The sequence below is a fragment of the Pseudomonas sp. NPDC089758 genome, assembly GCF_044748705.1.
Lineage (GTDB): Bacteria > Pseudomonadota > Gammaproteobacteria > Pseudomonadales > Pseudomonadaceae > Aquipseudomonas > Aquipseudomonas putida_X.
Genome location: NZ_JBIVGN010000012.1, coordinates 83602 through 96867 on the forward strand (window position 1 = coordinate 83602; position 13266 = coordinate 96867).

Here is a 13266-nt window from a genome sequence, read left to right on the forward strand (position 1 = left end):
CTCAGGCAGACGCGGCGTTATAGAACAGCTCGCTGCTGCGTTGCTCGACCAGCGCCTGCTCGATGGCGGCCTGGTGCACTTCGTCGGCATGCTCTTCACGCGCTTCAGGCTTGATACCCAGGCGGGCGAACAGCTGCATGTCCTTGTCGGCCTGCGGGTTGGCGGTGGTCAGCAGCTTCTCGCCGTAGAAGATCGAATTGGCGCCGGCCATGAAGGCCAGGGCCTGCATCTGCTCGTTCATCTGTTCGCGGCCGGCGGACAGGCGCACATGCGACTTGGGCATCAGCAACCGCGCCACCGCCAGCATACGAATGAAGTCGAACGGATCGACATCTTCTTCCTCGGCCAACGGGGTACCGGCCACTTTGACCAGCATGTTGATCGGCACCGACTCGGGATGCTCGGGCAGGTTGGCCAACTGGATCAGCAGGCCTGCACGATCGTCGAGCGACTCGCCCATGCCGAGGATGCCACCGGAGCAGATCTTCATCCCGGCATCGCGTACGTAGGCCAAGGTCTGCAGACGCTCGCTGTAAGTGCGGGTGGTGATGATGCTGCCGTAGAACTCCGGCGAGGTATCGAGGTTGTGGTTGTAGTAATCCAGGCCTGCCTGGGCCAGCGCCTGGGTCTGGTCCTGATCGAGCTTGCCGAGGGTCATGCAGGTTTCCAGCCCCATGGCCTTGACCCCTTTGACCATTTCCAGCACGTAGGGCATGTCCTTGGCCGAGGGGTGCTTCCAGGCGGCGCCCATGCAGAAGCGGGTGGAGCCAATGGCCTTGGCCCGTGCCGCTTCTTCGAGCACCTTCTGCACCTCCATCAGCTTCTGTTTTTCCAGCCCGGTGTTGTAGTGGCCCGACTGTGGACAGTATTTGCAATCTTCCGGGCAGGCGCCGGTCTTGATCGACAGCAGCGTGGAAACCTGCACGCGGTTGGGGTCGAAATGCGCCCGATGCACGCTTTGCGCCTGGAACAGCAGGTCGTTGAACGGTTGCTGGAACAGGGCCTTCACCTCGGCCAGGGACCAGTCGTGACGTGTTGTTGCAGTTGTGCTGGCGCTCATCGGCGTTTCCTTGTTTAGGCTGTAGCTGGCGCCGGGACAGGAATGCCCGCCAGCGCATCACGGATAGCTCGCATAGTCATGGAAGGCCTATGAACTGTCAACCTTGGTTAAAAGCACTGGTTTACAAGTGTACGAATATTGATCACCACTGTTTGCTGTGCGGCGCTTTTGCCCAGCAGCGCCACCCCATCTGCGTGGCGTGCGAGGAAGAACTGCCGTGGCTGAATGAGTACTGCATGCAGTGTGCGCTACCGCTGCCAATGGCCGGCCTGACCTGCGCGCAGTGCAGCCGCCGTCCACCCGCCTTCGAACAAGTGGTAGCGCCGTGGTATTACGGCTTTCCCGTGGACACACTGATCAGCCGTTTCAAACACAATCGCCAATGGCCATTGGGGCGCTTGATGGCCGAAATGCTCAGCCTGGATTTGCGCCACCGCTTTACCGATGGCCTGGCCAAGCCATCGCTGCTGTTGCCTGTGCCACTGGCAAAGCGTCGACAGCGCGAGCGTGGCTTCAACCAGGCAGGCATGCTGGCAAGGTGGTTGTCCAAGGCCCTGGCAATCGACTGCAACGAGCGATGGCTGCAGCGCACCCGCGAAACACCGGCGCAGCAAAGGCTGAATGCCAAGGCCAGGCGGCGCAATCTGCAACAGGCCTTTGCGGTGGTTGATCAAGGCGCATTGCACGGCCTGCATGTGGCCGTGGTCGATGACGTGCTGACCACCGGTGCCACGGCGCAGAGCATCGCCGCCCTGTTGCGCGGCGCCGGCGCACGTCGGGTCGATGTGTATTGCCTGGCACGCACGGCAAAACCGGGGCAAGCTTGAGCGGTCAGTCCCAGATAGGCGCCATCATGACCCTGCCCGCTCTCCTCACCCAGCATATCGCTCGCCGCCCACAGCGCATCGCGTTGCTTCAGCATATCGCTGAGCAAGGTTCGATCACCCGCGCCGCCAAGGCCGCAGGCATCAGCTACAAAGCCGCATGGGACGCCATAGACGAACTCAACAACCTGGCCAGCCAGCCGTTGGTCGAGCGCAGCACCGGCGGGCGCGGCGGCGGTGGCGCACGCCTGTCCGGCGAAGGCGAGCGGGTACTGCGCCTGTATCAGCGCTTGCAGGCCTTGCAGGCGCAGATTCTCGAAGCGGCCGAAGAGTCCAGCGACCTTGACCTGCTTGGGCGCCTGATGTTGCGCACCAGTGCCCGCAACCAGCTGCAAGGCCAGGTCAGCGGCTTGCGCCGCGAAGGGCGGCACGACCGCGTGAGCCTGGCGCTGGGTGGCGGGCTGGAAATCGAGGCACTGATCACCCATGACAGCACGTCACGCCTGGAGCTGGCGCTCGGCACCATGGTGGTGGCGTTGCTCAAGGCCGGGTGGGTGCAGCTGTTGAGCGCCGCAGACGAAGCCGAAGCAGGCAGCAATGTGCTCAAGGCAACGGTGGAACAGGTGATCGCGGATGGGCATGACACCCGTGAAGTGAGGCTGGCGCTGGGTAATGGGCAGACACTCTGTGCGTTCGCCGAGGCCCACTGGCTGGCACGAGCGGCACTGGCACCCGGTAGCCAGGTCCGGGCGCAGTTCCATCCCTCCCACGTATTGCTGGGGGTCCCGGTGTAGGTTGCTCGCGCCACCCGCCAGAGGGCCGTCACTGATACCATGAGCCCCTGCAGCCCACCCCGGAGCCACCATGTCTCACCCCTTCGCGACCCTCACCCCCGACCTGGTACTGGACGCCGTGGAGAGCCTCGGCTTTCTCAGCGACGCCCGGGTACTGGCCCTGAACAGCTACGAGAACCGCGTCTACCAAGTGGGTATCGAAGGCGAGCAACCACTGATCGCCAAGTTCTATCGACCCGGCCGGTGGAGCAATGAAGCGATTCTTGAAGAACACCGCTTCACCGCCGAACTCGCCGAGTGCGAAGTGCCGGTGGTCGCCCCGCTGCAACACAATGAACAGACCCTGTTCGAGCACCAGGGCTTTCGCTTCACGCTGTTCCCCCGCCGCGGCGGCCACGCACCGGAGCCAGGCAACCTCGACCAGCTCTACCGTCTGGGCCAGTTGCTCGGCCGCCTGCATGCGGTGGCGGCCACACGCCCGTTCGAGCATCGCGAGGCCTTGACTGTGGACAACTTCGGCCACGCGTCCCTGCGAACCCTGCTGGAGGGCGACTTCGTACCCCGGGAATTGCTGCCCGCCTTCGAGTCTGTAGCGCGCGAACTGCTCAAGCGGGTCGAAGACCTCTACACACGCACGGAGCACAAGGTGATGCGCCTGCACGGCGACTTGCACCCCGGCAACCTGATGCACCGCGACGACGTCTACCACGTCGTCGACCTCGATGACTGCAGGATGGGCCCGGCGGTGCAAGACCTGTGGATGATGCTGGCCGGCAGCCGTGAAGAACGCCTGGGCCAACTGGCAGAGCTGATCGACGGCTACAACGAGTTTCACGATTTCGACCCGCGCGAGCTCCCCCTGATCGAACCGCTGCGTGCCTTGCGCCAGCTGCACCATAGCGCCTGGCTGGCACGGCGCTGGGACGACCCGGCGTTCCCGCGCAGCTTCCCCTGGTTTGGCCAGCCGCGTTACTGGGGCGATCAGATCCTGGCGCTGCGCGAGCAAACGGCGGCACTCGATGAGCAACCACTGAAATTGTTCTAAATGCCTGCAAAGGTCTGTCTACAATAGGCGTCGCTGTATTTAGCTACCTAAGCAAGGATTCTGCATGCACGCCGCAAACCCGCGACGCGGGTACATTCTTGGCCTCTCGGCCTACATCATCTGGGGCTTGTTCCCCCTCTATTTCAAAGCCATACAAAGCGTCCCGGCGGTTGAGATCATCGTCCATCGGGTGCTCTGGTCCGCCCTGTTCGGCTCGCTGCTGCTGTTGGTGTGGAAGCACCCAGAGTGGTGGCGCGAATTGCGCGACAACCCACGCCGCCTGGCCATCCTTGCCCTCAGTGGGGCCCTGATTGCCGGCAACTGGCTGACCTACGTGTGGTCGGTCAACAACGGGCGCATGCTCGAGGCCAGCCTGGGCTACTACATCAACCCGCTGGTGAACGTGCTGCTGGGCATGCTTTTGCTGGGTGAGCGCCTGCGCCGCCTGCAATGGCTGGCAGTGGCCATGGCCGCAGTAGGTGTGGCGCAACAGGTGTGGCAAGTCGGTAGCCTGCCGTGGGTGTCCCTGGTACTGGCATTGACCTTCGGCTTCTATGGCCTGATCCGCAAACAGGCACCGGTGGCGGCGCTGCCCGGCCTGGTGGTGGAAACCTGGATGCTGGTGCCCCTGGCGCTAGGCTGGTTGCTGCTGCACCCTGCGGCGATGAGTGCACAAGGCAGTTTCTATACCAGCAGCGAGGCGCTATGGCTGATCGCCGCCGGGCCGGTAACCCTGATACCGCTGGTGTGCTTCAACGCCGCTGCGCGGCACTTGCCCTACACCACCCTGGGCTTCCTCCAGTATCTGGCGCCAACCCTGGTGCTGCTGCAAGCGGTACTGCTATTTGACGAGCACCTGTCTCCCAGCAGCCTGATGGCTTTCCTGTGTATCTGGGCTGGCCTGGCGCTGTACAGCGTCGATGCCTGGCTGAATCTGCGCAAGCGCGCCTGATCAAAAAATGATCAAAACTCTGCAGGCCACGCCATCCGTGGCCTGGCAGAACATCTCCAGAGGTTATCCACACCCTCGTCCCCGTGGTTTGTGCACAAGCTATTGATTAGTGGCTGTTTTTTGAACAAACAGCGGGAGGGCCTGCCGTCGCTGGGTTAGCGCGGAGCGCCCCCAGGTTATCCACAGGGCCTTCCCCGATTAATCGGGATAACCCGCTAGCGCTTGGGCTTACTCTTGCGGCCGCAATTTCAACTCCACCATCAAGTCATCCGCCAGGCTCTCCAGCTTGTGCTGCAGGTCGTCCAGCGACAAGGTCAATGGCAGCGCCAGCAAGGCATCGGCATGGAACAACGGTTCGCTGCTCATCGGCGCCGGGCGTACTTCGGTGGTGAAACGCTCAAGGTTCACCCCTTGCTCAGCCAGCAAGCGGGTGATATCCCGTACGATGCCAGGGCGGTCATTACCCACCAACTCCATCGCGATCGGCTTCCAGGTACAGGAAGGCTCGATGCCGCTTTCTGCGATCAGCACACGGATATCGTATTGCCCCAGGGCCTGAAGCGATTTCACCAGCTCATCGTAGCTCTCTGCCGGCACGGCGACTCGCAGGATGCCCGCGAATTGCCCGGCCATAAGCGACATACGGCTCTCCAGCCAGTTACCGTTGTGGTCGGCTATGCACTGGGCAATCCGTTCGACCTGGCCGGCCTTGTCAGGAGCAATCACGGTCAGTACAAGATGATCCACAGGCCTTCCTCTGCGTCGTGCCGCCTGCAGCGGCGGGAATTGGTTCAGTATAGGCAAGGCGCGGCAACCTGCCGCAGGACGGTCTGGCGAACTAATCGTGTACTGTTTCAAGATTTATCTGGAACAATCCACCGGTTTTTTGCGAACATAGCCACTCCCAGCGTGACCCTCTGCGACCTGCCGGTCGCGGAGCGACGCTTTTAGTCCGATGTTCACCGGCCCGCTGCTTCATGTAGTATGCGTCGGCGCGGACTACAAAACGTCGTTACGATGTCTGCCAAGGCGCCTGTGAAAATACGCCAACCGCTCGCCAGCCCGCCTGGCGAGCCGCACCCAGCCGCTCTCATGAGTGGTGAGAGCATGTACTGGTGCCGTGTTTAGAGAAGCGCTACAGGCTTAATACAGAAGAGCGAAAGCGAAATAGCTGAGCAAAGGTGAGGCAAGCAATGACTGGATACGTTCAAGTCGGTGGCCTTCAGGTCGCCAAGGCCCTGTACGACTTCGTCAACAACGAAGCGATCCCTGGAACCGGCGTCAAGGCCGATGCGTTCTGGGCCGGGGCAGAAAAGATCATCAACGACCTCGCCCCAAAGAACAAAGCCCTGCTCGCCAAGCGCGACGAGCTGCAAGCCAAGATCGACGCCTGGCACCAGGCACGCAAAGGCCAGGCACACGACGCCGTCGCCTATAAAAGCTTCCTTCAGGAAATCGGCTATCTGCTGCCACAAGCCGACGATTTCCAAGCCACCACCCAGAACGTGGACGAAGAAATTGCCCACATGGCAGGCCCACAGCTGGTCGTGCCGGTGATGAACGCCCGCTTTGCCCTGAACGCCGCCAACGCCCGCTGGGGCTCGCTGTACGACGCACTGTACGGCACCGATGTCATCAGCGATGAAGGTGGCGCAGAAAAAGGCCAGGGCTATAACAAGGTCCGCGGCAACAAGGTCATCGCCTTCGCCCGCGCCTTCCTCGACGAAGCCGCGCCGCTGGCTGCTGGCTCGCACGTCGACTCCACCGCTTACCGCATCGAAGGCGGCAAGCTGGTCGTTGCCCTCAAGGGCGGCAGCAACAGCGGCCTGCGGGACGACGCCCAGCTGATCGGTTTCCATGGCGATGCCGCCGCGCCAACCGCCGTGCTGCTCAAGCACAATGGCCTGCACCTGGAAATCCAGGTCGATGCCAGCACCCCGGTCGGCAGCACCGATGCCGCCGGTGTGAAAGACATCCTGATGGAATCGGCGCTGACCACCATCATGGACTGTGAAGACTCGGTCGCTGCCGTCGATGCCGACGACAAGGTCATCGTCTACCGCAACTGGCTGGGCCTGATGAAAGGCGACCTGGCCGAGAGCGTCAGCAAAGGCGGTAAGACCTTCACCCGCACCATGAACCCCGACCGCGAGTACACAGCGCCCAATGGCGGCACCGTAACCCTCCACGGTCGTTCGCTGCTGTTCGTGCGTAACGTGGGTCATTTGATGACCAACCCGGCAATTCTCGATGCCCAAGGCAACGAGATTCCCGAAGGCATCCAGGATGGTCTTTTCACCAACCTGATCGCCCTGCACAACCTCAACGGCAACACCAGCCGCAAGAACACCCGTACCGGTAGCGTCTACATCGTCAAACCGAAAATGCACGGCCCTGAAGAAGTGGCGTTCGCCGCCGAGATCTTCAGCCGCGTCGAAGACCTGCTGGGCATGCCGCGCAACACCGTCAAGGTCGGCATCATGGACGAAGAGCGCCGTACCACGGTCAACCTCAAGGCCTGCATCAAGTCGGCAGCCGAGCGTGTGGTGTTCATCAACACCGGCTTCCTCGACCGTACCGGTGACGAAATCCACACCTCCATGGAGGCCGGCGCCGTGGTGCGCAAAGGCGCCATGAAGAATGAAAAGTGGATCGGCGCCTACGAGAACAACAACGTAGACGTTGGCCTTGCCACCGGCCTGCAAGGCCGTGCGCAGATCGGCAAAGGCATGTGGGCCATGCCGGACCTGATGGCCGCCATGCTCGAGCAGAAGATCGCTCACCCGCTGGCCGGCGCCAACACCGCCTGGGTTCCGTCACCGACCGCCGCCACCCTGCACGCGCTGCACTACCACAAAGTCGATGTACAGGCGCGTCAGCGCGAGCTGGCTAGCCGCACCCCGGCTTCGGTCGACGACATCCTGACCATCCCGCTGGCAGCTGACACCAACTGGTCGGCCGAAGAGATCCGCAACGAGCTGGACAACAACGCCCAGGGCATCCTTGGCTACGTAGTTCGCTGGATCGACCAGGGCGTGGGTTGTTCCAAAGTGCCCGACATCAACGATGTGGGCCTGATGGAAGACCGCGCTACCCTGCGTATCTCGGCCCAGTTGCTGGCCAACTGGCTGCGCCATGGCGTGGTTACCCAGGAGCAGGTGCTGGAAAGCCTCAAGCGCATGGCAGCCGTTGTCGACAAGCAGAACGCCGGTGATGCCCTGTACCGCCCGATGGCGCCGAACTTCGACGACAACATTGCATTCCAGGCTGCAGTGGAACTGGTGGTCGAGGGTGCCAAGCAGCCGAACGGTTATACCGAGCCGGTCCTGCACCGTCGCCGCCGCGAGTTCAAGGCGCGTAACGGGCTGTAATCTGCAACGGGCCGCTCGGCGGCCCGATCGCAGGCGAGCCGGCGCTCACAGGCACATCACTGGCCTCAAAGGGTGTGATGAACTTGTGCGCGCCGGCTCGCCGGCGAACGGCCAGAACAGCCACCTGAGCTACCCTAGCTGCAACTCTTTCTTCACCAACCCCAGCAATTTCCCCAGATCCACCGGTTTGAGCAGAAAGTCCACCACCCCCAGGTGCATCACATCCACCGCCTCCTTCACATCGGTGTCGCCTGACACCACGATGATCGACAACGCCGCGCGTTCCGACTCACGAATCTGCCGAATCAGCTCCAGGCCATCCTTGGGCTCCATGCGCAGGTCGGTGATCATCAGGGCGATACGCGGTTCGTAATGCAGTTTGAACATCGCCTCCTGGGCACCATCGGCCTTCATGCAGTCGATCCCTCTGCTCTTGAGGTAAAGGCACAAAGCCTCGCTGTTCACCGGGTTGTCATCAACCACCAATACCACCGGCCTGGATGCGACGGGCGCACTCAGACCGGCCAATGCCTCGCGCTCGGCGTCACTCAGGATGTCGTCATGCTCAACCATGGTCGTCTCATCAAATAGTCTTGCTCATCGGTAAGACCGCAGCTTGCGATATTGATCACATTACGCTCATAGACTTACGTCCAATGGGCACCGCACGGCCGTCAGCCGACCATGGGGGCCGAGAACAACAAGGCCGCACCTATATATAGATATATATAGTTCGGCGTAGCGATACGGTCAGTGTCATGAGCAAAAACGACGCCTACAGCCAGGCGGGCAGAACGGCAGTTCTGCAAAACATTCAGGGCACCCTGCAGTTTTTGCAGCGTTTCCCGCCGTTCAACCAAATGGAACACAGCCACCTGGCGTTCCTGGTGGAACAGTGCCAGTTGCGGTTCTACGCCAGCGGGGAAAGCATCATCAAACCCACCGACGGCCCGGTGGAGCACTTCTACATCGTCAAGCAGGGCCGCGTGGTCGGTGAGCGCCAGCACCTGGTCAAGCCCGGCGTGGAAACCACCTTCGAGATCACCAGCGGGGAGTGCTTCCCGCTGGCCGCCCTGCTTGGCGAACGCGCTACTCGCACCGAGCACCTGGCAGGCGAGGACACGTTCTGCCTGCAATTGAACAAAGCCGCCTTCATCCGTGTGTTCTCCCTGTCGGATGTGTTTCGGGATTTTGCGCTGCGCGGCGTCAGTAGCTTGCTCGACCAGGTCAATCAACAGGTACGTCAGCAAGCGGTGGAAACGCTCGGCACCCAATACTCGCTGAACACCCCGCTGGGTGAACTAGCCATGCGTCACCCGGTGGTCTGCACCCCGGACACGCCGCTGCGCGACGCCGTGCGGTCGATGCACGAGCAGCAGGTCGGCAGCATCGTGGTGGTGGATGGGCAGCGTTACCCGGTGGGCATTTTCACCCTGCGTGACCTGCGCCAGGTGGTGGCCACTGTCGATGCCGACCTCGGCAGCGCCATCGAGCGGCACATGACCGTCGAACCGTTCTACCTCAGCCCGCGGGCCAGTGCCTTCGACGCGGCCATGGCCATGACCGAGCGACACATCGCCCATGTTTGCCTGGTGGACAACCAGCGCCTGTGCGGCGTGGTCTCGGAGCGCGACCTGTTCTCCCTGCAACGGGTCGACCTCGTGCACCTGGCCCGCACCATCCGCCATGCACCGCGCCTGGACTCGCTGGTTGCGCTGCGTGGGGAGATCGGCCAGCTGGTCGAGCGCATGCTTGCCCACGGCGCCTCCTCGACCCAGATCACCCAGATCATCACCCTGCTCAACGACCACACGGTCTGCCGGGTCATCGAACTGGCGCTGGCCGAACGTGGCGACCCTGGGGTGCCATTCAGCTGGCTGTGCTTTGGCAGCGAAGGGCGCCGTGAGCAGACCCTGCATACCGACCAGGACAACGGCATCCTCTTCGAGGCGGCCGATAGCCGCGAGGCCGAAGCCATTCGCGCCCGCCTGCTGCCGCTGGCCCACTACATCAACCAATGCCTGGCCCAATGTGGCTTCACCCTGTGCAAGGGGAACGTCATGGCGGGCAACCCCGAGCTGTGCCTGTCGCGCGCTGAATGGGCACGGCGTTTCGCTGGCTTCATCCGTGAAGCCAGCCCAGAGAACCTGCTCGGCTCGAGCATCTATTTCGACCTGCGTGTGGTCTGGGGCGACGAACAGGGTTGCGAACAGCTGCGCCAAAGCGTGCTTGAACAAGTTGCCGAAAACCGCATCTTCCAGCGCATGATGGCCGACAACGCCCTGCGTCAGCGGCCTCCGGTAGGCCGCCTGCGCGAATTCGTCCTGACCCGCCAAGGCAACGACAAGGCCGCTACCCTGGACCTCAAGGTCCAGGGCCTGACCCCGTTCGTCGATGGTGCGCGGCTGCTGGCCCTGGCCAACGGCATCGGCGCCTGCAACACCCTGGAGCGCCTGCGCCAGTTGGTCGACAAAGGCGTTATCCAGGCGCTCGACGGCGCGGCCTACGAAGAGGCCTACCATTTCATCCAGCAAACGCGCATGCAGCAGCACCAGCGCCAGACCCGCGACAATCAGCCTTACTCCAACCGCCTCGATCCGGACAGCCTCAACCATCTGGACCGGCGCATCCTGCGTGAGTCCCTGCGCCAGGCGCAGCGCCTGCAAAGCAGCCTGGCCCTGCGGTACCAGCTATGAGCCTGTTTGCCTGGCTACGGCCTGCCGCCCCGGCCCTGGACGATGCGCTGCATCAACGCCTGGCGCGCCTGCCAAAACCCGCACCGCTGGGCGTGTGCTCGCTGCGTGAGCAGCGCTGGGTGGTGCTGGACCTTGAGACCAGTGGCCTGAACCCCAACCGCGATCAGGTCTTGTCGATCGGTGCCGTAGCCATCGAAGACGGCGCCATCGACTTTTCCCAGCAGTTCGAGCGCACCCTGCACCGCCCGGCCCAGAAAACCAACGCCAGTGTACTCATCCATGGCTTGGGCCCGAGCGCCTTGGCTGCTGGCAGCGACCCAGCCGAGGCGTTGCTCGAACTGCTCGAGTTCATGGGTGACAGCCCGGTGCTGGCGTTTCATGCACCTTTCGACCAACGCATGCTGGCTCGGGCGTTGAAAGAAACCCTTGGCTATCGCCTGCAGCAGCCGTTCCTGGATGTCGCTGAACTGGCGCCCATGCTCAACCCGGACACGGTACTGCGCGAAGCAGGGCTGGATGACTGGGTGGCACGCTTCGGGCTGCAGGTGGATGAGCGCCACCACGCCAGCGCCGATGCCCAAGTCACTGCTGAACTGGCGTTGATCCTGTTCAGCCAGGCGCGTCGCCAGCAGTTGGACAGCCCACTGCAGCTGGAGCAGCGCTTGCGCGGGTGGCGCCGGCGCAATGTGCAGGGGCACGGGCTTTAGAAACCTGTGCGTTGAAGGCGCTGCCCTGTGAGATCGGGCGCAGCCCCCCCTGATAGTGGCAACCCGATAAGCGTCCATTGCGCCCTGCCCCCCGCCTCTGCAACAATCGCGAATAATTATCGTTAGTTAACGCATTCGTTCCGGGGGGGACACTGCTTGTCTTCTGCTCAGAGCCCACACGCCGAACTGGTCGGTACGCTGTACCGCGACCACCGCAGCTGGCTGCTCGCCTGGCTGCAACGCAGCATGGCCTGCCGCCAGCGTGCCGAAGACCTGAGCCAGGACACCTTCGTGCGCCTGCTCGGGCGCGAACACCTGGACACCCCCCGTGAGCCGCGCGCATTCCTGGCCGCAGTAGCCAAAGGGCTGATGTTCGACCATTTTCGCCGCGCTGCCTTGGAGCAGGCCTACCTGGCCGAGCTCGCCCGCCTGCCAGAAGCCGAACAGCCCTCCCCTGAACTGCAACACCTGATCCTCGAAGACCTCAAGGCCATCGACCGCCTGCTCGGCAAGCTGTCGAGCAAGGCACGCACAGCGTTCCTGCACAATCGCCTGGATGGCATGGGCCACGCCGAAATCGCCGAGCGCCTGGGCGTATCGGTATCGCGGGTACGCCAGTACATCGCCCAAGGCATGCGCCAGTGCTATGTGGCGCTGTATGGGGAGCCGACGTGAACAACTCACCGGTTTCTGCCGGGGTCCTTGAAGCGGCCATCGCCTGGAAACTGAGCCTGGACGGCGGCACCGGTACGCTCGACGAGCGCAGCGAGTTCATGCGCTGGCATGCCGCCAGCGAAGAACACGCTCGCGCCTGGCGCCAGCTGGGCACCCTCGATCAGCGGGTCAGCGCCGCAGCCGGCCCCGCGCGCCAGGCCCTGCAGCAATCGCGCGCAGGGTTGCGCCGGCGGGTGGCGAAGGTGGGCGGCGGGCTGGCTGGCATGTTCCTGCTCGGCTCACTGTTGACCTGGGTCGGCGCGCCATCGCTTTCGGCAAGCTACTGGCTGGCCGATCAGCGCACCGCCACCGGCGAACTGCGGACCCTGCGTCTGGAGGACGGCACGCTGCTGAGCCTGAACACTCACACGGCAGTCGACATCGACTACGAAGGGGACCAGCGTGTACTGGTGCTGCACCAGGGGGAAATCTCGGTGGAGACCGGCCACCAGGACCCTCGCCCGTTGCTGGTGCGCACCGACGATGGCCGCCTGCGCCCCCTGGGCACTCGCTTCCTGGTGCGGCGCGAAAACCACGGCACCCGCCTGGAAGTGCTGCAGTCCTCGGTTGCAGCCCAGCCGCTCAACAGTGGTGACGAGCAGGTACTGCGTGAGGGTCAGCAGGTGCTCATGAACGCCAATGGCCTGGGCCGCATCGCCCCCGTGCAAACCGGTGCGGATGCCTGGACCCGCGGCATGCTGGTGGTGGACAACGTGCGTCTTGCCGACCTGGTGGCGCAGCTGGGCCAATACCGTAGCGGCCACCTGGGCGTAGCCGATGAAGTGGCCGACCTGCGCGTGACGGGGAGCTTCCCGCTGACCGATACCGACCTGGCCCTGGCTTCACTGGCCCCCGCGCTGCCGGTGAAGATCGAGCGGCATACCCAGTGGTGGATCAACGTGGTGCCCAAGTAGGGCCTCAACGCCCTCGTCGCCGGCAAGCCCGGTGCTGCGTTCCTTCACTGTTGATCAGCGCAATGCCGCCCCGTGAGGGCCGGCTTGCCGTTGATGAGGCTGAACTGGCTGCGTACAAATACAAACCATTTCGATTTTTTTTCAGAGGCCCCTGTCACTTCTGAAATCTCGCTCGGCAAGGAAGCAATT

The 13266-nt window shown here is 63.1% G+C and carries 12 protein-coding genes; 9 read left to right on the forward strand and 3 right to left on the reverse strand.

The features are described from left to right. Position 1: 1 nt before the first annotated feature. Entirely contained in the window at positions 2–1060 is a 1059-nt protein-coding gene (bioB, locus tag ACIPZH_RS17295; RefSeq protein ID WP_400637016.1) for a biotin synthase BioB, read from the reverse strand. 89 nt (positions 1061–1149) lie between these two features. Between bioB and ACIPZH_RS17300 the strand changes: the two genes are divergently transcribed. The 4 genes from ACIPZH_RS17300 to rarD all read left to right on the forward strand — a co-directional run bounded on the left by ACIPZH_RS17300 (position 1150) and on the right by rarD (position 4675). Next, positions 1150–1887, forward strand: a complete 738-nt coding sequence (locus tag ACIPZH_RS17300; RefSeq protein WP_400637018.1) for a double zinc ribbon domain-containing protein — start codon at positions 1150–1152, stop codon at positions 1885–1887. A 26-nt stretch (positions 1888–1913) separates the two neighbouring features. Beyond that, positions 1914–2678, forward strand: a complete 765-nt coding sequence (locus ACIPZH_RS17305) for a TOBE domain-containing protein (protein ID WP_400628727.1) — start codon at positions 1914–1916, stop codon at positions 2676–2678. Between the two features lie 70 nt (positions 2679–2748). After that, positions 2749–3723, forward strand: coding sequence for a serine/threonine protein kinase (locus ACIPZH_RS17310; RefSeq protein ID WP_400637020.1), 975 nt, complete (start codon positions 2749–2751; stop codon positions 3721–3723). A gap of 64 nt (positions 3724–3787) precedes the next feature. Further along, positions 3788–4675, forward strand: coding sequence for an EamA family transporter RarD (rarD, locus tag ACIPZH_RS17315; protein WP_400637022.1), 888 nt, complete (start codon positions 3788–3790; stop codon positions 4673–4675). A gap of 228 nt (positions 4676–4903) precedes the next feature. Here the strand turns inward: rarD and ACIPZH_RS17320 are convergent, their stop codons facing one another. After that, positions 4904–5422 (reverse strand): glycine cleavage system protein R, encoded by a 519-nt coding sequence (locus ACIPZH_RS17320; protein WP_400637024.1) that lies wholly within the window; start codon positions 5420–5422, stop codon positions 4904–4906. Between the two features lie 446 nt (positions 5423–5868). Between ACIPZH_RS17320 and ACIPZH_RS17325 the strand changes: the two genes are divergently transcribed. After that, on the forward strand, positions 5869–8046 hold the full coding sequence (locus ACIPZH_RS17325) for a malate synthase G (RefSeq protein ID WP_241805669.1): 2178 nt from the start codon (positions 5869–5871) through the stop codon (positions 8044–8046). A 129-nt stretch (positions 8047–8175) separates the two neighbouring features. On the opposite strand, the gene ACIPZH_RS17330 is transcribed toward ACIPZH_RS17325, so the two are convergent. Beyond that, positions 8176–8619, reverse strand: coding sequence for a response regulator (locus tag ACIPZH_RS17330; protein WP_241805668.1), 444 nt, complete (start codon positions 8617–8619; stop codon positions 8176–8178). A 185-nt stretch (positions 8620–8804) separates the two neighbouring features. Here ACIPZH_RS17330 and ACIPZH_RS17335 point away from each other — a divergent pair, with 185 nt between their 5' ends. The 4 genes from ACIPZH_RS17335 to ACIPZH_RS17350 all read left to right on the forward strand — a co-directional run bounded on the left by ACIPZH_RS17335 (position 8805) and on the right by ACIPZH_RS17350 (position 13077). Continuing rightward, positions 8805–10742, forward strand: a complete 1938-nt coding sequence (locus ACIPZH_RS17335) for a putative nucleotidyltransferase substrate binding domain-containing protein (protein ID WP_400637026.1) — start codon at positions 8805–8807, stop codon at positions 10740–10742. Next, complete coding sequence (locus ACIPZH_RS17340; protein WP_400637028.1) at positions 10739–11449, forward strand: PolC-type DNA polymerase III; 711 nt, start codon at positions 10739–10741, stop codon at positions 11447–11449. The genes ACIPZH_RS17335 and ACIPZH_RS17340 overlap by 4 nt, the downstream gene beginning before the upstream one ends. A 156-nt stretch (positions 11450–11605) precedes the next feature. Further along, entirely contained in the window at positions 11606–12124 is a 519-nt protein-coding gene (locus ACIPZH_RS17345) for an RNA polymerase sigma factor (RefSeq protein ID WP_241805665.1), read from the forward strand. Beyond that, positions 12121–13077 (forward strand): FecR domain-containing protein, encoded by a 957-nt coding sequence (locus tag ACIPZH_RS17350; protein WP_400637030.1) that lies wholly within the window; start codon positions 12121–12123, stop codon positions 13075–13077. Before ACIPZH_RS17345 ends, ACIPZH_RS17350 begins: the two co-directional genes overlap by 4 nt. Positions 13078–13266 lie beyond the last annotated feature (189 nt).

Excerpts from the sequence above, each read along its gene's own strand:
- ACIPZH_RS17325 (WP_241805669.1), top strand. The coding sequence starts at position 5,869 with ATGACTGGATACGTTCAAGTCGGTGGCCTTCAGGTCGCCAAGGCCCTG.
- ACIPZH_RS17300 (WP_400637018.1), top strand. The coding sequence starts at position 1,150 with ATGAACTGTCAACCTTGGTTAAAAGCACTGGTTTACAAGTGTACGAAT.
- ACIPZH_RS17330 (WP_241805668.1), bottom strand. The coding sequence starts at position 8,619 with ATGGTTGAGCATGACGACATCCTGAGTGACGCCGAGCGCGAGGCATTG.
- ACIPZH_RS17335 (WP_400637026.1), top strand. The coding sequence starts at position 8,805 with ATGAGCAAAAACGACGCCTACAGCCAGGCGGGCAGAACGGCAGTTCTG.
- ACIPZH_RS17305 (WP_400628727.1), top strand. The coding sequence starts at position 1,914 with ATGACCCTGCCCGCTCTCCTCACCCAGCATATCGCTCGCCGCCCACAG.
- bioB (WP_400637016.1), bottom strand. The coding sequence starts at position 1,060 with ATGAGCGCCAGCACAACTGCAACAACACGTCACGACTGGTCCCTGGCC.
- ACIPZH_RS17340 (WP_400637028.1), top strand. The coding sequence starts at position 10,739 with ATGAGCCTGTTTGCCTGGCTACGGCCTGCCGCCCCGGCCCTGGACGAT.
- rarD (WP_400637022.1), top strand. The coding sequence starts at position 3,788 with ATGCACGCCGCAAACCCGCGACGCGGGTACATTCTTGGCCTCTCGGCC.
- ACIPZH_RS17310 (WP_400637020.1), top strand. The coding sequence starts at position 2,749 with ATGTCTCACCCCTTCGCGACCCTCACCCCCGACCTGGTACTGGACGCC.